At 44.9% G+C, this 20,135-nt stretch carries 12 protein-coding genes; 6 read left to right on the top strand and 6 right to left on the bottom strand.

Translation table 11 applies throughout. The features are described from left to right. Window positions 1–26: 26 nt before the first annotated feature. The 5 genes from BLS28_RS02505 to BLS28_RS02485 form a co-directional block, all read right to left on the bottom strand. Window positions 27–1,199 carry an efflux RND transporter periplasmic adaptor subunit gene (locus tag BLS28_RS02505; RefSeq protein ID WP_091162717.1) on the bottom strand — a complete coding sequence of 391 codons (1,173 nt, stop codon included), beginning with the start codon at window positions 1,197–1,199 and terminating at the stop codon, window positions 27–29. Window positions 1,200–1,301: 102 nt separating this feature from the next. Further along, window positions 1,302–1,889, bottom strand: a complete 588-nt coding sequence (locus BLS28_RS02500) for a TetR/AcrR family transcriptional regulator (RefSeq protein WP_091162716.1) — start codon at window positions 1,887–1,889, stop codon at window positions 1,302–1,304. Between the two features lie 457 nt (window positions 1,890–2,346). Further along, window positions 2,347–3,246: a helix-turn-helix domain-containing protein gene (locus tag BLS28_RS02495; RefSeq protein ID WP_091162715.1), complete on the bottom strand. Its 900-nt coding sequence runs from the start codon at window positions 3,244–3,246 to the stop codon at window positions 2,347–2,349. Between the two features lie 62 nt (window positions 3,247–3,308). Then, window positions 3,309–4,652, bottom strand: a complete 1,344-nt coding sequence (locus BLS28_RS02490; RefSeq protein ID WP_176844346.1) for a deoxyguanosinetriphosphate triphosphohydrolase — start codon at window positions 4,650–4,652, stop codon at window positions 3,309–3,311. Window positions 4,653–4,711: 59 nt separating this feature from the next. After that, window positions 4,712–6,325 (bottom strand): Na+/H+ antiporter, encoded by a 1,614-nt coding sequence (locus tag BLS28_RS02485; RefSeq protein WP_176844345.1) that lies wholly within the window; start codon window positions 6,323–6,325, stop codon window positions 4,712–4,714. Between the two features lie 251 nt (window positions 6,326–6,576). Here BLS28_RS02485 and BLS28_RS02480 point away from each other — a divergent pair, with 251 nt between their 5' ends. The 6 genes from BLS28_RS02480 (at window position 6,577) to BLS28_RS02455 (ending at window position 18,315) form a co-directional block, all read left to right on the top strand. Then, window positions 6,577–6,978, top strand: coding sequence for a hypothetical protein (locus tag BLS28_RS02480; RefSeq protein ID WP_091162714.1), 402 nt, complete (start codon window positions 6,577–6,579; stop codon window positions 6,976–6,978). 117 nt (window positions 6,979–7,095) lie between these two features. After that, window positions 7,096–8,238 carry an efflux RND transporter periplasmic adaptor subunit gene (locus tag BLS28_RS02475; protein ID WP_091162713.1) on the top strand — a complete coding sequence of 381 codons (1,143 nt, stop codon included), beginning with the start codon at window positions 7,096–7,098 and terminating at the stop codon, window positions 8,236–8,238. 76 nt (window positions 8,239–8,314) lie between these two features. Then, window positions 8,315–11,479 (top strand): efflux RND transporter permease subunit, encoded by a 3,165-nt coding sequence (locus tag BLS28_RS02470; protein WP_091162712.1) that lies wholly within the window; start codon window positions 8,315–8,317, stop codon window positions 11,477–11,479. A gap of 12 nt (window positions 11,480–11,491) precedes the next feature. Next, a complete protein-coding gene (locus tag BLS28_RS31295) occupies window positions 11,492–12,937 on the top strand; it encodes a TolC family protein (protein ID WP_091162711.1) in 1,446 nt (481 codons plus the stop codon). A 640-nt stretch (window positions 12,938–13,577) separates the two neighbouring features. Then, window positions 13,578–16,436 carry a M16 family metallopeptidase gene (locus BLS28_RS02460; protein WP_091162710.1) on the top strand — a complete coding sequence of 953 codons (2,859 nt, stop codon included), beginning with the start codon at window positions 13,578–13,580 and terminating at the stop codon, window positions 16,434–16,436. Window positions 16,437–16,872: 436 nt separating this feature from the next. Further along, entirely contained in the window at window positions 16,873–18,315 is a 1,443-nt protein-coding gene (locus BLS28_RS02455) for a DNA/RNA non-specific endonuclease (RefSeq protein ID WP_091162709.1), read from the top strand. Between the two features lie 860 nt (window positions 18,316–19,175). On the opposite strand, the gene BLS28_RS02445 is transcribed toward BLS28_RS02455, so the two are convergent. Next, on the bottom strand, window positions 19,176–20,069 hold the full coding sequence (locus tag BLS28_RS02445) for an SMP-30/gluconolactonase/LRE family protein (protein WP_091162707.1): 894 nt from the start codon (window positions 20,067–20,069) through the stop codon (window positions 19,176–19,178). Window positions 20,070–20,135 lie beyond the last annotated feature (66 nt).

Genomic DNA, 20,135 nt, shown 5'->3' with positions numbered 1-20,135 from the left:
AAGGAATCCGGCTGGTGTTGTGAAAATTATTTTAGATCTTTATATACCACGGCGTTCTCCTGTACTTCCGGTTTGATAACCATACCGTCTTTTAAACTGCCTGCGCCATCGGTAACAATGGTATCACCTGCTTTAAGGCCTTCGGTAACTACATAATATTGGCCTGTGGTGAGGTCCATAACGCTCACTTCTGTATTTTTAACCGCTCCTTTGCCGTCAACCACGTAAACAAAATGCTTTCCCTGCAGCTCATAAGCGGCCTTTTGAGGGATCAGCACGGCATCTTTTACAGTCTGGGGGATCTGTATAGTAGCACTTCCGCCGCTGCGGATCAGGCCAACAGGGTTTGGGAATGCGGCCCGGTAACTTGCCGATCCGGTTTCGGTATTAATTAAACCGCTGATGGTTTCCACTTTACCTTTTTCGGCATAGGTGCTGCCATCCGGCAATACCAGTGAAACAGGCGGCGTGTTAGCCAGCTTTTCATTCATGGTTTTTCCTTTTACCGTTCTCGAAAAATCAAGCAGCTGCTTTTCATTCAGCGCGAAGTAGGCATACACTTTACCAATATTGGATACTGTTGTTAATGGCTGCGCTGTTGAACCGGTGATGAGGCTACCTAATTTATAAGGGATGGCCCCTACCACGCCATCAACCGGGCTGGTTATTACCGTATAACCTAAATTGGTTTTGGCGTTTGCTAAACTGGCTTTTGCCTGGGCAAGGGTGGCCTTGCGGGCTTTTAACGTGTACTCGGCCGATTCAAGCTCATAATGGCTGATGATATCTTTTTCAACCAACGGCCTGGTTTTGTTAACCTGCAGTTGAGCAGCGCTTACATCAGCTTCGGCACTGGCTATGGCCGCGGTCGCGGTGTTTACGTCCTGGGCGTATTGCGGCGCGCTGAGCTTAAAAAGCAGCTGGCCCTTTTTTACAACACTGCCCTCGTCAATGTAGATCTTATCAACATAACCATCAACTTTAGGACGGATCTCTATATTTTGCTGCCCCTGAAGCGTGGCAGGATATTCGTTGTTCAGCGTAGCGTCATGTAAACTAATCTTAAAAACCGGGTAGCTTTGCGGTGGCTGGGGAGCTCCCGCAGCCATGGCACCGCCCTGGTTTTGGCTGCCGCCGCATGACGACAGTAGAATTAAGGCGGCCCCAAAGCCAGTTAGCAGTTGAACTGTATTTTTCATAAATATTAACTTGTAGTTATTAGAGTGAATTGATATTGAAGACATTGTGATGTGTGTTAAATTATTTTGTTTGACGATTGCGTTAATCACCGGATAAATTTTTTACTGGAAAATCATTTTACAGATCATCTTCTTTCGCTCATTAATGAGGCAGGTATAACTTTCATTGCTCAGGTTAAACGCCTTTTTATATATTGGCCCCATGATAAGCGGGTATGACATCAGCGAAAACAGGTTCAGCACAAAATGCATGGGGTCCATCTGTTCAATATTACCTGCCTCCATTTCGGCGCTGATCTGCTCCATGAACTTATTGATATGGTGCGGCCTGGCCTCGTTTGTGTACTTACAGATGTTTGAATTGATCTCGGTGATCAGGAAAGTTTCCTGGTAAGGATAATTGTTGGCCTCAGTTAAAAACAATTCTATAAAGCTTTCAACCTTGCTTTTAAATGGCATGTCAGATGCCATAACAGCGTCGAGACGGGTTGTTAAAGCAAGCATTGCTTCCTTAAACACCTGTTCAATTAAAACGTCCTTAGTGCGGAAATAGTAATTTAACAAGGTGCGGCTTACACCGGCCGCGTCGGCGATATCCTGGGTATTGGCATGGAGCCGGCCCTCAGCAAAAAAAATGTTTTTAGCGGTGTCCTTAATTAATTGTTCGGCACCTGTGTCCCTTATCGGCATAAACAAACCTGGCGTTTAACCGGGCACACTATTACGCCCGGCTGCATCAACAACTGATGACAGGGCAAAAGTGGCTCAATTATCGTTTTTGCAGAATGTTTAAAGGATGGCGCAATATGTCAAAAAGTCGTTTTCACTAAAAACATTGTAATGGAATGGTAATAATAATTACAGCGTTGCAACGATACTTATCATTTGCAATTAAAAGTATAACAGCAAGGATTATTTGATGGATCTTTGAGATTGGGCGAAGAGAACTCCTCCGGAGAGCTACAATGTGCCCACAAGTTTTCATGTAAAAAAATGTCATTTCGAACGAGCCAGCGCAGGGAAAAGCCGGGCGCGAGGAGAAATCTTATCCGCCATGTATAACCGCAGCGACGCTCGTAGAAGATTTCTCCTCACCGCCGGTGCACGATCCCACCCAAGGCTCGTTCGAAATGACAATCGTTTATTATCAGGGCGTTTGACGGTATTTACTGGGACTGGTACCGCATTGTTTTTTGAAAAACTTGCTAAAAAAGAACTGATCGGCAAAGTTGAGATAGGTAGCAATCTGGGCTATGGTTAACGAGGGGTCGTTAAGGGCGACTTTAGCTTCCAGGATCACAATCTCGTCAATGAACTCGCCCGCGGTTTTGCCGGTTATTTCCTTTACAGTTTGCGAAAGGTATTTAGGGGTGATATTAAGCATGGCAGCATAAGCCTGTACGCTTCTTTCTTCCTTAAAATGCTGCGGAAGGATTTTTAGAAACCGAAAAGTCAGTTCCTCCTTTCGTGTACCCTTTACTTCCGCTATTTTTTGTTGCTTTTGATATAGCGCGCCTATCTCATAAATAAAACCGGTAAAAATGCTTAGCACAACTTCATCCTGGAATGCCAGATCATTACGATTATCCATTTTACTTTCAAGGATTTTCATAATTGATATAAGGTTATCGGCCGGCTCCTGATCAATAACCAGTAACGGATTTACCTGCGATGATAAAAAATCAAACGCTTCTACATTTTTTGTGTGGATACTGGTAGCAGATAGATAAGCCGAGGTAAATATGATCGAGGTAAGCCTGCAATCTGGCGAAACATTCAGAAACTGGCGAACGGTATTGGGAGCTACCATCAGGATATTGTTCTTTTTTAAGTTATACTCCAAAAGGTTGGCATTAATTGATAACTCACCTTCATGAACAAGCGTTAAAAAAAAATGGTCTGACCGGAAGGGGTGCAAAATAGGCACCTCAATATCCCCCGGATTAAACGACATAATATGCAGGCCTTTATACTGATTGGTAACACCAAGCGGAGCAAGCAATTGCTCCATAGTATGCATCTGTACAGGTCGGATCTCTTTCGGCATAGTAAGCAATAATAACTATTATTTGCACGAATTATTACGCCTCGTCCGGGCATTCGTGTATATCAGTTCATCGACGGGAACGAAATCCCCTTGATTTTTCTGAACAACTCAACCGCATACAGATCGGTCATGCCCGAAACAAAGTCAAGAACGGTCTGGATCTTTGAATAATCGTCGTTGGCTTTGGTTAAAAACTGTTTAGGGATCAGTTCGATCAGTTTCTCGTGGTATTTTGAATTATTTTTTAAATAAGCAGGGACAAACTCTTCCAATAAACCACCCATTACCTTATAACCGGCAACTTCCTTTTGCACTACCGGGCTATAGTTGTAGATCTTTTTTACAGAAACCTTTTCGATCGCTTTCATGGCAGACCGGAGTGGTTCTTCAATTGCATCCATCAGTGCCGAATTAAAATCACCATTCATGATCTCTTCCTGTTTGTCGTAAAACAGATTTGAACATTGATTTACCAGGGTATTTATTGCTATTGCCCTCAAATAGCCAACTTTGGCGTCTGTATCATCAAACTCTTCCAGTCGCTCTTCCATCCTGGGAATAGTACACAATGGCATTAGCAATGCTTTCACTTCCTCATAGGAGAGTATTTTAAGGCGATGGGCATCTTCCAGATCAACGACATTGTAGCAAATATCATCAGCCGCCTCAACAAGGTATACTAATGGATGCCTTTTGTAAATAAGTTCATCGTCCTCTACCCTGATCAAACCCAAATCATTGGCTATCTTTTCAAAGTCCTGTTGCTCGGAAGCAAAGAAACCATATTTCTTTCGGTAGATGATACCCTTTTTATGCCCGGCGACAGATGAACACGGGTATTTTGCAATAGAAGCGATGGTTGAATAAGTTAATGCCAAACTCCCCCGGCCTTTACCGGCAAACGGATGCGTCAATAATCTCAGGGCATTGGCGTTGCCTTCAAAATGAGTGAGATCTTCCCATTGCTGCGCAGTAACAGTGTCTTTATAATCCTTACCTGCTCCTTCTGCAAAATAATGTGAAATGGCTGATTCGCCTGAATGGCCAAAGGCGGGATTACCCAAATCATGGGCTAAACAGGCTGCAGCCACCATATTACCGATCTCACTGATAAGCGGATATTTCTTTTCTACATCCGGATCTTCTTTAAGCATCCTGTTAAAATGCATCCGCCCTAACGAGCGGCCCACACTGGCTACCTCCAAACTATGGGTAAGCCGGTTATGTACAAAAATGCTTCCGGGTAAAGGGAATACCTGGGTTTTGTTTTGCAACCTCCTGAAGGGTGATGAAAAAATTATCCGGTCGTAATCCCGCTGAAACTCCGATCGTGCATCGATATGGTTTGCAATATATTTATCTTCGTAACCCCAGCGTTTTGCCGATAACAGTTGATCCCAGTTCATTATAGTTTGATGTATATAGAGCGGCAAAAGTAGCCATTATGCATGAAAGAAATAATAGGCTACACCACCTCAAAATGCTGCCTTAATTTCTCTTCTTCCAAATCAAGCAGATCCAATTGCTGCTTTACAATATCATCGCTGATGTTTTCTTTTTTATTCAGTGTAAGTAACAAGGCCCGCTGCTGATCCATTACATCATTTAAAATTACGCGGTAGTCATGATAAAAATTATCGGCGCGTTGTTCACTGCCATCTTTTTCCCAGTCTTTCAGCAGTTCCATATCAGCACTCAATCTTAACCTAAATGCCTTGATCATATCGTTACCGTCTAATCTGTCCGCATATTTATCTTCAAGTATTTGTAATGCCAACTTCGATAACTTTTTCCTGACTAATTGCTTTTGCTGCTCGTGCGAACCTATGTAATCACGATCGGGCATATTTACAAACCTCACCAATAAGGGCAACGTAAGGCCCTGAACCACCAGGGTAAACATGATCACCACGAATGTGATAAACAAGATGAGGTTGCGTTGAGGAAAGGCGGCGCCCGACGGCAAAAGTTCGGGGATACTCAAGGCAGCGGCAAGTGAAACCACGCCCCGCATACCTGCCCAGCCCAGCAATAACGGCCCCTTCCAGCCCGGGCTCGGATCGGCTGTAGTGATGTAACGGCTAATGAATACGGTAAATACAGAGGCCCCAAAAGTACTGGCTAAACGGGCCAGTATCAGTACACCGGTTATAATGAGGCTATAATTTATCGCCGGTTTCAGGCCTTCGGGCCCAAGCGCCTTGATAATTACCGGAAACTCTAATCCTATCAGGATAAACACAAACCCGTTTAAAACAAAAGCTACTGTTTCCCAAACATTAACTCCCTGCAACCGGCTGCGGTAACTTAATATCACGTGCCGTTGTGACGACAGGAACAACCCGCCGCTTACTACAGCCAGCACTCCCGAAAAGTGGAACTCTTCGGCTGCCATATACATAGCATACGGTGTAATAAACGTAAGGATAATATCAATATTGGCCGTAGTTGGCAACCATCGGTGTATGGTGTAAAAAACCAAACCTACTGCCAATCCTATAACGATACCCATTACAATCACCAGTACAAAACTTAGCGTGGCTTGTCCTAATGCAAATTTCCCGGTAACCACCGCGGCAAGCGCAAACCTGAATATTACTAAACTTGATGCATCGTTCAATAAGCTTTCACCCTCAACAATAGCAATAAACCGCTTAGGCACTTTTATATTTTTCAGGATAGTACTTGCCGACACCGCGTCGGGTGGGGAAATTATCCCCCCGAGCAAAAAACCCAGGGGCAGGGTAAAACCCGCTATCAGGCTGTTTGACACAACCGCGATTAAACATGACGTTAAAATAACGATCAAAAATGCAAAGCTGGAGATCACCCTGCGCCATTTCCAGAAATCCTTCCAGGAAGTGTTCCACGCCGATTCATACAACAAAGGCGGTAGAAAAATAACAAAGATCAGATCGGGCTGTATTTCGATACCTTTCAGAAAAGGAACAAAACCAAGAGGTAAACCGACTAAAACCAATAGTATGGGATAAGCTATTTTGATTTTTTGCCCAAGCATTACCACAAAAAGGATAACTACCAACAGGCAGGCACATTGAATAATAACGTGATGCAGCATGTAGCTAAAATACAATTATTCGTTGAGTAAAGCTTGCAAGTTATATTACTAGGTAGTATTAAGTAAGCATGAACAAATAACCGTTTTTGCTGTTATGAAATCATTAAATAAAAACTACCGAAGTAAAAATTGAGTTATAAAAAGATAAAATCCTAAAAAACAGCAACAAAAAATAAAAATAAAGTCATTTTATATCAAAAAAAATACAAACCTATTTCGATAGCTTCAAATATTTTAGTATTTTCGCAATCATGGCGCCGACAATAAAAAAAATATTCTTCGCATTATTTTTTTTCCAGCTTGCAATAGCTGTAGCCCCTGCTAACGCCGAATCAATTTTAACCCATTACAAAAAATCCGGCCAGGCTGCCGATTTAATTTCCCGTACCCATCAAAGGATCATCGGTCAAATTCAGCAGCAGGAGGTTCAGGACGATTCACCCGATTCGGATACTAACGAAGCTCATCATAACCGTACCATCATACGCTTTTTACCCAGTCGGGTAAATTATTCATCGGCACTAATGCCTGGTCAGCAGGCCTCACTTGCCGATATTATATCATTAGTCGAAAAACGACAAAACCAGAATAAATCCATCAAAGGCTTTTTGCCTGCATATTACAATTTCCTTTTCAGGCTCAGCCCGTTCTGATCCCTTTTCCGTTTCAGATGCCCTTTGCGGCAAATCCATGTTTTTATAAATCAAATTTTAACATTGGCTAACAGTACGTGATTAGCACTGCTATGCCTATAATCTATCCGGAAAAAAATGAAAAGGATCATCATTTATATACCCTTGCTGGCCATGGCCGCCGGCATACTTGTCACGGGTTGCTCAACCAAAGCCAAAACCAATAACGAAGCTGCCGCTTCCGATACGCTTCAGCTGCCTGTACTTACGTTAAATACGCAGGATACCGTTCTTCAAAAATCATACGTTGCCGATATCCAGGCACAAAAAAATATCGAGATCCGTTCACGCGTTCGCGGCTTCCTCGAAAAAATATATATCGATGAGGGAAAGCAGGTTAAAAAAGGCCAGCTTTTATTTAAACTTAACGACCAGGAATTTAAAGTAAACCTGTCAAAAGCTAAAGCCGCGTTAAGTAATGCCGTGGCCGCTGCCAAAGCAACCGAACTTGAGGTAGCAAGGGTTAAACTACTGGTTGACAAGAAAGTAATATCCAAGTCTGAACTGGAAGTTGCCGAATCAAAAATGAGCGCAGATCGGGCAACCATTGAAGAAGCACGCTCTATGGTACAAAGCGCCGAAGACCAACTGGCTTACACTTACATCCATGCGCCGTTTGATGGCATCATCGATAGGATCCCGCTTAAATCGGGCAGTTTGATTGATGAAGGCACATTGCTTACCAGTCTGTCGGATATCAGCTCCATGTACGCTTATTTTAGCTTTCCGGAAAATGAATACCTGCAATATATCCGCAAAAAGGAATCAGCACCGGGCCAAACAAGTGATAAGGTTAAGCTGGTATTAGCAGATGGCCTGGACTTCCCCTACCAGGGCGAAATAGAAACGGTAGAAGCTGAAATTGAGCAAAAAACGGGCTCAATCAATTTCAGGGCAAAATTCCCTAATCCGAACAAGCTATTGAGGCATGGTGCTACCGGTAAGCTTTTCATATCTACCAAAGCCAATAACGTAGTCATGGTGCCGCAGCAGTCGGTGTTTGATATCCAGGATAAAAGTTACGTGTACATAGTTGATAAGGATAATAAACTGCACATGCAGGCCTTTTCGCCGCAAACCCGTTTTTCTACCTATTATATAGTAAAAGACGGTCTAAAAGCGGGCGACAGGATCTTGTACCAGGGAGCGCAGAACGTACGTGACGGCATGATCATTAAACCAAGGAAAATGGCAAAAGATTCATTGCTGGCAATGAAATAATTATCGCCAAGGTTTCCTTTTTCCGGCCGCGTAAAACGCGCGGCGCGGGTTTATTGTACACTTACCCTAACAAACTATGTTCGAAACTTTTATAAAGCGACCAGTGCTGTCGCTTGTTATCTCATTGATAATTACCATGCTGGGTGTGCTGGCGTTGATAACGCTGCCTGTTACCCAGTTTCCTGATATTGTACCGCCATCGGTAACAGTAACGGCCAACTACACCGGTGCCAATGCCGAGGTATGTGCCAAAGCCGTAGCAACTCCGTTGGAGCGTGCCATTAACGGTGTGCCGGGGATGACCTACATGTCGACCGTTTGCAGTAACGATGGCTTAACGGTGATCCAGATCTACTTTAACGTTGGGGTTGACCCCGACCAGGCCGCGGTGAACGTTCAAAACCGCGTAGCCACCATTATTGACGAAATGCCGGAAGAAGTGATCAAAGCCGGTGTTACTACAGAAAAAGAAGTAAACAGTATGCTGATGTACCTGAACATCATGAGCCAGGACACCAGCATGGACGAAAAATTTATTTATAACTTCACCGATATCAACGTTTTACAGGAACTTAAACGAATTGATGGTGTAGGCCGTGCCGAGATCATGGGCGCTAAAGAATACTCTATGCGCGTATGGCTTAAACCCGACAGAATGATGGCCTACAAGGTATCAACCGATGAGGTGATAGATGCCATCCGTGCCCAGAACGTAGAGGCCGCGCCGGGCAAAACCGGCCAAAGCTCGGATAAAACCCCGCAAATGCTGCAATATGTATTGCGCTACCCGGGCAAATTTTTTGAGCCTAAACAATATGAAAATATTGTGATCCGCGCCGAGGAAGACGGTTCGGTATTAAGATTGAAAGAAATTGCTGATGTTGAATTCGGTTCCCTAACCTACAGTATGGTTTCCAATACTGACGGCAAGCCTTCGGCATCAATCATGATAAAACAACGCCCCGGTTCTAATGCCCGCGAGGTGATCAATAACATTAAAACCCGCATGGCCGAGCTTAAGGAAAGCTCATTTCCGGCCGGGATGACCTTCAACGTAAACTATGATGTATCGCGCTTTTTGGATGCATCAATACATGAAGTATTACGTACGCTGGTTGAGGCTTTCATCCTGGTTTTCATTGTAGTATTCATTTTCCTGCAGGATTTCCGGTCGACACTGATCCCGGCTTTGGCGGTCCCGGTAGCCCTCATCGGTTCGCTGTTTTTTATGCAGATGCTGGGGTTCTCCATCAACCTGCTCACGCTCTTCGCATTGGTGTTAGCCATCGGTATTGTGGTGGATAACGCAATTGTAGTAGTGGAAGCCGTACACGTAAAAATGACCGAAAACCACATGAACGCCATGGATGCCACCGTAAGCGCCATGCGCGAGATCAGCGGTGCTATTGTGGCTATTACGCTGGTCATGTCGGCGGTGTTTGTGCCGGTTGCCTTTATGTCGGGGCCTGTTGGGGTATTTTACCGGCAGTTTTCGCTTACGCTGGCTATTTCCATTGTGATATCGGGCGTCAATGCTTTGACGCTTACCCCCGCCCTTTGTGCTATCATGCTGAAACATAGCCCTGCTTCAAAAAAGAAAAGTTTGATGCAGCGCTTTTTTGGCGGTTTCAATAAACGGTATGATGGATTACAGAACAGGTATTCAACCTTCATGACCTATCTGTCGCCGCGCAAGGGTATTACTTTGATATTGCTGGCGGGTTTCTTTATCCTCACCTGGGGAACCAGCGCTATTTTGCCAACGGGCTTTATCCCAACTGAAGACCAGGGTATGCTTTACGTGAACGTAACCACCCCGGCAGGTGCTACAGTTGAGCGTACCGAACAGGTGCTGAAAGAGATCGAAGCCAAAACCAAATCGATGAAATCTATCGAATCGGTTTCAACCCTTTCAGGTTACAGTTTGGTGAATGAGATTGCCGGTGCCTCCTACGGTATGGCCATGATCAACCTTAAACCATGGGATGAGCGCAGTGAATCATTGGATGATATTATTGCCGAACTAACCGCAAAAACCAAGAATATCGGCGATGCTTCTATCCAGTTCTTCCCCCCGCCTACCGTGCCGGGCTTTGGTAACGCCAGCGGTTTCGAGATAAGGGTACTTGATAAAAGCGGCCAGGGCGATTTGCAGAAAGCTGCCGATGTAACCAAAAACTTTGTAAATGCGCTTAACGCCTCACCGGAGATTGCCGGAGCATTCACCAGCTTTGACCCCAACTTCCCGCAGTATATGATCTCTGTCGATCAGCAAACAGCGGCTCAAAAGGGCATTACGATTGATAAAGCCATGTCGACCCTGCAAACATTGATGGGGAGTTTCTATGCTTCCAATTTTATCCGTTTCGGGCAGATGTATAAAGTGATGGTACAGGCCTCGCCCGAATACAGGTCGCGCCCCGAGGATGTTTTAAACCTGCAGGTTAAGAACGATAAAGGCGAAATGGTGCCGTTCTCCACATTCATTAAAATGGAGAAGGTTTTCGGCCCCGAACAGCTCACCCGCTATAATATGTATACATCGGCCATGGTTACCGGCGATGCAGACAAAGGCTTCAGCAGCGGCGATGCCATTAAAGCCATTGAACGTATTGCTGCCGAAAAACTGCCGAAAGGCTATGCCTTTGAATGGTCGGGTATGACGCGTGAGCAGATCCTATCCGGTAACCAGGCTATTTACATTTTTGTGATCTGTTTGATCTTTGTTTACCTGTTGCTGGCTGCCCAGTATGAAAGCTTTTTGCTGCCGCTTCCGGTTATCCTTTCATTGCCTACCGGTATTTTCGGCGCGTTTTTCTTTCTGAAAATCACGGGACTCGAAAACAACATTTATGCCCAGGTGGCACTGGTAATGCTTATCGGCTTGTTAGGTAAAAACGCCATCCTGATAGTTGAGTTTGCTATCCAGCGGCAAAAAGAAGGATTGAGCGTGCTAAAAGCCGCTATTGAAGGTGCAGTATCCCGTTTACGGCCAATCCTCATGACCTCGCTGGCATTCATTGCCGGTTTGATACCGCTTTGCGTAGCAAGTGGCGCCGGTGCAATGGGTAACCGGTCGATAGGTACCGCTGCTGCCGGAGGTATGCTGATGGGAACTATTTTCGGATTGATCCTTATTCCGGGTTTATATGTCATCTTCGCGGGTTTGGCCGAACGCAATAAAAAGCAAAAACCAGCCACAGAAGTAGCTCACCATGAGCTCGATATCGTTAATAATTAATCAAGATCTGCAATGCTAAAAAAAGCAATTTTCCATATACTCTATACGGCACTTTTGATGGTAATCATGGCCGGCTGTAAAAGCTACAAACCGGTCACGGGGCAGGAAGTGGCCGCTAATCTGCCGTCGTCATTCAATAACAGTACTGATACGGCAACCATTGCGGCCTTACCAATAGGCCAGTTTTTTGCCGATCAGAGGCTCGTTAACCTCATTGACACAGCCCTTAAAGCAAACCCCGATTTGTTAAGCGCCCTGCAAAGGGTTGAAGCCGCGCGGGCCAATCTACGGTTCAACGCCTCAAAGCTTTTACCTACCATAAACCTCGCCGCCAACGCAGGGGTTGAAAAATATGGTGATTATACCCAAAACGGCGTAGGTAATTACGATACCAATTTTTCAAACAACATCAATAGCGATCAGCATATCCCCAATCCTGTACCTAACTATTTCCTGGGCTTTCAAAGCTCATGGGAGGTTGACCTTTGGGGCAAGCTGAATAACCAGAAAAAGGCCGCCTTTGCCCGTTTCCTGGCCAGTCAAAGCGGATACCACCTGGTAACAACCGCACTTACAGCCCAAATTGCCGGGCTTTATTACCAGTTACTGGCTTACGATACCGAATTAGGCATCATCAAAAAGAATATTAAGCTACAGGAGCATGCCCTGGAAATCGTTAAAATCCAAAAACTGGGCGGCCGCGCTACGGAATTGGCTGTACAGCAGTTTGAGGCTCAGCTGGCCCGAACCAAAGGTTTGGAATACACTACCCGGCAGCAGATTACCGAGACTGAAAACCAGCTTCGTTTTTTAACAGGAAGTTATACCGGAACGGTAACACGGGACACTTCTATCATGAAAACGAAACTACCATTGGTTGTTGGTACAGGAGTTCCATCGCAAATGTTACTGAACCGCCCGGATATCCGAAGCGCGGAGCTGGAGCTTACCGCCATGAACGCGGATATCAAAGCGGCAAGGGCAAACTTTTTCCCCACTTTAACTTTAACTCCTTATGTTGGCTATAATAGCTTCAGGGCAAACCTCTTGTTTGATCCGGCTTCATTTACCTATGGTATTTTAGGGGGTATCACCGCTCCTATTTTCAACCGCAAGGCTATCAAAGCCGAATATGAGCGGACTATAGCTGAACAGAAAATAGCGGTTTACAACTATCAAAAAAGTATCCTTTCAGGTTTCCAGGAAGTGAAAAATAATTTGAGCGGGATAGAGAATTTTAACCGCGCTTTTGAATTTAAACAACAGGAGCTGCAATCGCTAAACAATGCCTTGTCCGTAGCTAACGATTTATACCTTGTTGGCCGGGCCAATTACCTTGAAATTATCACCGCGCAACGCAGCGTACTTGATGCCGAGCTTGAACTGGCCGGTATTAAGCGGGATATTTTCTTAAGCTCGGTTAATTTATACCAGGCTGTGGGCGGCGGCTGGAGATAAATAGATAGTTAATGTTAATAGAAAAAGGGTACTTATTTAGGTACCTTTTTTTGTTTCTATGGGTCATCAAAAGCGTGGAAATGTGCGATTCCCCTCTTGAGAGGTTGTAGGGCGTGTTTCAGCATTTTTGCTAAACACGCAGCAGAAACACCCTTGCCGTCGCTCTTTTCCTGCGCGCCGCCTCTCTGCCCACAAAATTGTTGCGTATAATCAGCAAGGCGTTTGTTTTGCCCCTCTGGGGCAAAGGATATTTCTATTTTTCAGCTACAAACCTTTTGCACCTCTGGTGCACCTGTTTTTAAGCGCGTCTAAAGTAATACCGGTCTGTTAAATAGTAAAAGTCCCCCAGAGGGGGAAAAGGTTTGTAGAATAGCATCCTACCCTTATCCGAACCCCAGAGGGGTTCAACTAACCTGATTACTAAATTGGCAACAGCTATTTGACCATTATTTTGCGGGTGAGCTTAAACTTTCAGGGAGGGAATTGAAAAATACACGCCACACCCGTCACAAATCCGTTACACAAATCAAATTACATCGCAATAATATTAACCAGTAGTATATATTGCTTAATATAGTGGTTCCGGTGTTTACCAAACGAAGCACCGGTTGACTGACTAATACTTAAACAATTAACACAAATGATCAAACTTTTAAAGCATGCATTGATCACTCCATCAATTGCTGTACTGGCGTTTAACGCGGTTGCCCAAACCGCCGCGCAACCAAAGCTTATTGAAAAGGTTACCCGTAAGGGAACCGAGCTGGTGATCCCCTATGAAAAATATGTATTACCTAATGGCCTTACGGTTATTTTGGCCGAAGACCACTCCGATCCGCTGGTTCATGTGGATATCACCTATCACGTAGGTTCGGCGCGTGAGGAGATCGGTAAATCGGGCTTCGCTCACTTTTTTGAGCACATGATGTTCCAGGGATCAGATCATGTAGCCAATGGCGATCATTTTAAGATCATTACCGAAGCAGGCGGTACCCTAAACGGTTCAACTAACCGCGACCGTACCAACTATTATGAAACCGTACCCGCCAATCAGCTGGAAAAAATGCTTTGGCTGGAATCGGACAGGATGGGCTTCCTGCTCGACGCTGTTACCCAGCAAAAATTTGAGGTGCAGCGTGCAACCGTAAAAAACGAACGCGGGCAAAACTACGATAACCGCCCATACGGTTTAGTTAGCCAGTATGCATCAAAAACACTTTATCCATACGGCCACCCCTATTCATGGCTTACCATTGGCTATATTGAGGAGCTGAATAAAGTAGGCGTAAACGATCTTAAAAACTTTTTCCTGAGATGGTACGGCCCTAATAATGCCACGCTAACCATTGGCGGCGATCTTAACCCAAAACAAACCCTTGCCTGGGTGAGCAAATATTTCGGCAGCATCCCAAGAGGTCCTGTGGTAAAGAATATGTATTTACCTGCACCTGTGTTAAAGGCCGACAGGTATGTATCCTACACGGATAATTACGCCAAGTTCCCCTTGTTATCTGTAAGTTATCCCGGCGTAAAGATCTATGATAAAGACATGTCGCCGCTTGATGCTTTATCGGCCATCATCGGGCAGGGCCGTAACTCTATCTTTTACAAAAACTTTGTAAAAACCCGTAAGGCGGCACAGGCCACCATGAGTTCATCCAATACTGAACTGGCCGGTGAGATCAGCATGCGGGTTATACCTTTCCCTGGTCAAACTTTGGCTGATGCCAAAAAACTGGTAGACGAATCATTAGCCGAGTTTGAGAAAAAAGGTGTAAGTGACGATGACCTGGCCCGCTTTAAAGCCACCGCCGAAGCCGATTACATCAACAGCTTATCGAGCGTAAGCGGTAAAGTATCTGAACTGGCACAGGCGCAAACTTTTACCGGTAACCCTAACCAGATCGGCCGCGAACTGGCTGCTATCCGGGCGGTAACCAAAGAGGATGTAATGCGCGTTTATAACCAGTACATTAAAGGTAAACCGGCGGTAATATTAAGCGTATTGCCTAAAGGCGGTAACCTGCAACCTGTAGCACCCGATAATTTTACTGTTGATACCACAGGTTACAAAGCACCGGATTATGGCTATAATGGTTTAACCTATCACAAGCCTAAAGATAGTTTTGATCGTGCCGCAAAACCGGGCGTTGGCCCTAACCCGGCCATTAAAGTTCCGGCTATATGGTCGGCCAATACACCAAATGGCATCAATATCATCGGTACTCAAAATAACGAGATCCCATCGGTATCTATGTCGATCTCTATTAAAGGCGGTGGTTTGTTTGCCATCAACAACCCATCAAAAGCGGGTTTGGCAGGTATTGTCGGCCGTATGATGAATGAAGAAACCCAGAAATACACTGCCGAAGATTTCAACTCCGAACTGGATAAACTGGGCAGCAGTATCACTTTTTATGCCAGTTTAGATCAGATTGATGCTGAGGTATCGTCGCTTACCAAAAACCTGGGCAAGACAATGTCCCTGCTCGAAGAAAGGTTATATCACCCGAAATTTACCCAGGACGCGCTCGACAGGATCAAGAAGCAAACTTTGGAAGGCTTTAAACAAGCTAAAACCCAACCTGCAGGCGTAGCCAGCACAGTTTACAGCAAAATCCTTTATGGTACCGATAACGTACGCACTTACGCCGCGGGCGGTAATGAAGAAACTGTTGCAGGTATAACATTGCAGGATGTTCAGGACTATTACGATAAAAACTTTTCGCCATCGTTAACCAAAATTGTTGTGGTAGGCGATGTTAGCGAGGCATCTGCAAAAAGCGCGCTCGCTTTCCTCAATACCTGGAAGGATAAAAAGGTGACCATCCCGGCTCCTGCTGAGGGTAAAACATTTGATAAAACCACTTTATACCTGGTTGATATCCCAGGCGCGGCACAATCTGAGATCCGTATTGGGTATCTGGATAAACTAAACTATGATGCAACAGACGATTATTATAAGCTGAACATAGCTAACTACATTTTAGGAGGCGCTTTCAACAGTCACATCAATCTTAACCTGCGTGAGAAAAAAGGCTGGACATATGGAGCCCGTTCATCTTTCAGTTCGGGTAAATATGGCGGCGACTTCACCGCTTCGGCCGGCGTATTGGCTACGGCTACCGATAGCTCGGTGGTTGAGTTTATGAAGGAGATCACCAACTACCAAAAAACCGGGATTACACCCGAAGAATTGAAGTTCACCCAAACTTCTATCGGCCAGAGTGATGCCCGTCGTTATGAAACCAACGCGCAAAAAGCGGCGTTTTTATCGCGCATCCAGGAGTACAGCCTTAAACCTACTTTTGTTGACGAGCAAAGCAAGATACTATCGACCATTACTCCCGCCGAGATCAATGGGCTTGCTTCCAAATACCTCAATCCCGACAACATGATCATTTTGGTTGTTGGCGATAAGGCAAGGATCTATCCGGGCCTGCAAAAACTGGGCTACCCGATTGTTGAACTTGATGCCGATGGCAAGCCAAAACAATAAATTAACCTAACAACTGGCGGATAAAACCCTTATACCTTAACCGGTATAAGGGTTTTTATTTTAAAAATCAATCCTTTACAATCAAGCACCAACCCGGCTGGTGTTGTTTGTACCGCTGCTTTGCAACTGAAAAGTTACTATTCAAAACCTATTTACTAACATTGATTTAACCTAAATTGAATACACAAAGTTCAATTTTGAAAAGTTGATATAGTGCTTATGGCAACTGCCAAATGCGGTGACGGTAATATTTAAGTTTTAACTATTAGTGTGCAAGCACTGCACCGGCCTTGTAAAGCCACAATAATATCTCAAGAGGAGCATGTGAATGCCTACTCCTGTTTCTTTTAGTTCCCCTAAATCTTTCCGGTTTAAAAATTTACGCAGCGTAAACGCATTTGCTATGCATTATCTATCTATCATAAAAAACAACATTATGAAAATTAACAACCTACTTATTGGCCTGGGTTTAGCTTTAACCCTTGCCGGATGTTCCAAAGACCTTAAAAACTCGCCTATCCCGCCCAAAACCGGCGATACTACAGCAAGCCCTCCTGCCCCGGTTCCTTATTCCATTACCGAAGGTTTTGAACAGGGCAGTAAAACCGCCTACGCAGCAGCCGATGTAACCCTAAGCACCGGAAGCTGGAATTTTAGCGATGCCCTGATAGGCAATCTCGCTGCCGACCTTAAAGATGGCAGTAAATCTGTAAGGCTGCGTACCGGGGATATCGCGATGAATTTTGATATCAAAGGCCTTACTACTTTATACATTAAACACGGTAAATATGGCAGCGATGCCACATCGACCTGGCAGTTGCTAATGTCGACAGACGGCGGGGCGAATTACACGCAGGTAGGTACCGATATTACTGAAACCAATACCACACTGGTAACCGACTCATTTAAAGTGAGCGTTACGGGTAAAGTTAGGTTTGAGATCAAAAAAGCTGGCACAACCCGCATCAATATTGACGATATTACCTTTAAGGGTACCGGCGATCCGGGCATCACCGTTGGCATACCCGATACAGGCGGCGGCGATACTACCGGCACATCAAACTCAGCAACACCAAGGGACGTTACTGCCGGCGCCGACGCCCCGCCTGCAAGCGGCGATAATAGCAACCTGCTTTTTGGCAACCCCTCAAATGCCCTTTCAACACTGGCATCTAAGGATAACTACCTGATAGACCAGAAGTATTACGTAGAATCATACAACGCCACCAAAGGCGAACCAAACTGGGTAAGCTGGCACCTTGACGCGACCAATACCACCAATGCGACTGGTCGTTTGGATAATTTTGCAGGTTGGAGCGGGATTCCTGCTGGTTGGTACCAGGTAGAAAGCAACAGCTATTCGGGCAGCGGGTTCGACAGGGGGCATAACTGTCCCTCGGCCGATCGTACCAGTTCAACCAACGCTAACTCATCAACCTTCCTGATGACCAATATGATACCGCAGGCGCCTCAAAATAACCAGCAAACCTGGGCCAATCTTGAAAATTACCTACGCGAACAAGTGGCGGCCGGTAACGAGGTTTACATAATTATGGGCAGCTATGGTACAGGGGGAACAGGCTCAAACGGGACTGCCAGTACCATCAATAATGGCCACGTAAATGTACCCAGCAACGTTTGGAAAGTCGCCCTGATCATCCCCAAAGGTGACGGCGACGTTGCGAGGGTTACCGCTTCAACCAGGGTTATCGCGATAAACACCCCTAATGTTAACACCATCAACTCCGACTGGACCAAGTACATAACAACTATCAAGGATATTGAAAGAGCAACAGGTTATACCCTGCTCTCAAGCCTGCCAACTGCGGTTAGAACAGCGCTTGAAGTTAAGGTAGATACCGGAGCCTCGGGAACATAAGAAATTGGTAATTGAAAAAGGAAGCCGGGGGTATATAATATTTCCGGCTTTTTTATTGGCTTTTTCGCGGGTGTTCAATTTTTGAAAAAAGGGGTGTTCAACTTTCAGAAGCTCAATATCATAACACATTGACTATCAGCACCAAGATGTTCAAATTCTCTTATTGGGCGTTTCTTTATATTTATAAAACATTGATTATCAGCGGTTAAAATTTAGACAAAAACAACAAGTGTTCACACTTTTAAAAATTGAACACCTGGTGTTTGTCTTGCTAAATATTTAAATCCTGTGAACTCCAAAGGTGAAATGACAAAAGAGGCCTGTCAGTCTGAACTTGTCGAAGACTCGCGCGCAGAGTCCCGCCCACCATGCTTCGACAAGCTACCCATGACATAATTAAATTAAGGATGCTCCCGTCAGCAGGTAAGCTTCGGGTGAAAGCGGGCAGAACAATGGTGGTCTTGAGTGCAGGAAGGGGCATAGCAAGTTTTTGCAGAAGCATTGGGAAAGCGCGAGCGTAGCGGGGCAAAATAATTGCAGCCCGTGGTTCTGCCCGTTTTGCAGGGCAAAGGCCCGCGCGACGGGCTGTGGAGTGGGTGAGCGCAAAGAAGCCTCCCTGCTGACTTGATTTTTTGGGTACTTTTGTATCAAGACAAAAGTACCTGGCCCCGCGCGGCTAAGAGCGCGACAATGCAAGTTCAATACCACTAAGCACCTTGTCTGCCGATAAAGGGATTGCTTCGTAACTCAGCAATGACGTGGAAGAGATGTCATTGCCTTCAGACTCCAGCGGATTTAAATCACTCAGGATGACCCTTACTTTATTTTGTCATGGGTATACTGATAGTATAGTGACCGGATCAATCCACTCCTTTTACATTCATTTTAAAGGTATAAACTGCCTTTGATGCGGTTATAAATAATACATCTTTGTTTTTTCCGCCAAAACAGATGTTGGCAGTCCACGGTTCATCGATATCTATGTGGCCAATCTTTTCGCCTTTAGGGTTAACTATGGTAACTCCTTTGCCGCACATATAAATATTGCCATGCTCATCTATTGTCATACCATCGCAGCCCATAGCGATAAACAGGGTGCGGTTGGTTAATGTACCATCTTTATTGATATCGTAACGATAGGTTTTGTTATCGCCGATATCGGCTACATACAAAGTCTTACCATCCGGAGTTCCGATGATGCCGTTAGGACGCACAAACTTATCATCAACCATAACAGCCGGTGCCTTGCCTTTGGCCAGGAAGTATAATTTTTGTCCGTCGAGGTCGGGTTGTTTACGGGTCCAGTAATCACGCTGATAGTAGGGATCGGTTATATAGATGCCCTCGTCCGGGCGCACCCAAACATCATTAGGGCCGTTAAACTTATGCCCCTGGTAATCTTTCAGCAAAATAGTAACCTTTCCTTTAGGGCTGATAGACCAAAGCTGATCATCGGCATCGGCACAACTAATGAGATTCCCTTTTTTATCAAAATACATCCCGTTTGAGCGGCCAGCACTATCCAGGAAAACAGAAAGCTTGCCATTGGTATCATATTTCCAGATCTTGTTGTTGGGCTGATCTGTAAAAAACACATTGCCTTTTTTATCGACAGCCGGCCCCTCGGTAAAGGAGAATTGTTTGGCAACCAGTTGGGGTTTTGTATTGGGGTCGTACAAATTGGCATCGGTTTGTGCAAACACTTTAACAGAGAGCGCCGATATCAATAAAATGAAAGTAGAGACTTTTTTCATGGTTTACGGAATGTTATAATGGTTTTGCTAAAGTAATATGTTTTTGAGACCGATTATTTTAAAGGA

Origin of the sequence: Mucilaginibacter gossypii (genome assembly GCF_900100945.1) — a bacterium.
Classification (GTDB): domain Bacteria; phylum Bacteroidota; class Bacteroidia; order Sphingobacteriales; family Sphingobacteriaceae; genus Mucilaginibacter; species Mucilaginibacter gossypii.
Note: the sequence above shows the minus strand (reverse complement) of the source record. Positions and strands in the feature narration are given on the sequence as shown.

Bases quoted from the DNA above. Each gene is read 5' to 3' on its own strand.
- BLS28_RS02480 (WP_091162714.1), top strand. From the start codon at position 6,577: ATGGCGCCGACAATAAAAAAAATATTCTTCGCATTATTTTTTTTCCAG.
- BLS28_RS02455 (WP_091162709.1), top strand. From the start codon at position 16,873: ATGAAAATTAACAACCTACTTATTGGCCTGGGTTTAGCTTTAACCCTT.
- BLS28_RS02495 (WP_091162715.1), bottom strand. From the start codon at position 3,246: ATGCCGAAAGAGATCCGACCTGTACAGATGCATACTATGGAGCAATTG.
- BLS28_RS02485 (WP_176844345.1), bottom strand. From the start codon at position 6,325: ATGCTGCATCACGTTATTATTCAATGTGCCTGCCTGTTGGTAGTTATC.
- BLS28_RS02470 (WP_091162712.1), top strand. From the start codon at position 8,315: ATGTTCGAAACTTTTATAAAGCGACCAGTGCTGTCGCTTGTTATCTCA.
- BLS28_RS02460 (WP_091162710.1), top strand. From the start codon at position 13,578: ATGATCAAACTTTTAAAGCATGCATTGATCACTCCATCAATTGCTGTA.
- BLS28_RS02490 (WP_176844346.1), bottom strand. From the start codon at position 4,652: ATGAACTGGGATCAACTGTTATCGGCAAAACGCTGGGGTTACGAAGAT.
- BLS28_RS31295 (WP_091162711.1), top strand. From the start codon at position 11,492: ATGCTAAAAAAAGCAATTTTCCATATACTCTATACGGCACTTTTGATG.
- BLS28_RS02500 (WP_091162716.1), bottom strand. From the start codon at position 1,889: ATGCCGATAAGGGACACAGGTGCCGAACAATTAATTAAGGACACCGCT.
- BLS28_RS02505 (WP_091162717.1), bottom strand. From the start codon at position 1,199: ATGAAAAATACAGTTCAACTGCTAACTGGCTTTGGGGCCGCCTTAATT.
- BLS28_RS02475 (WP_091162713.1), top strand. From the start codon at position 7,096: ATGAAAAGGATCATCATTTATATACCCTTGCTGGCCATGGCCGCCGGC.
- BLS28_RS02445 (WP_091162707.1), bottom strand. From the start codon at position 20,069: ATGAAAAAAGTCTCTACTTTCATTTTATTGATATCGGCGCTCTCTGTT.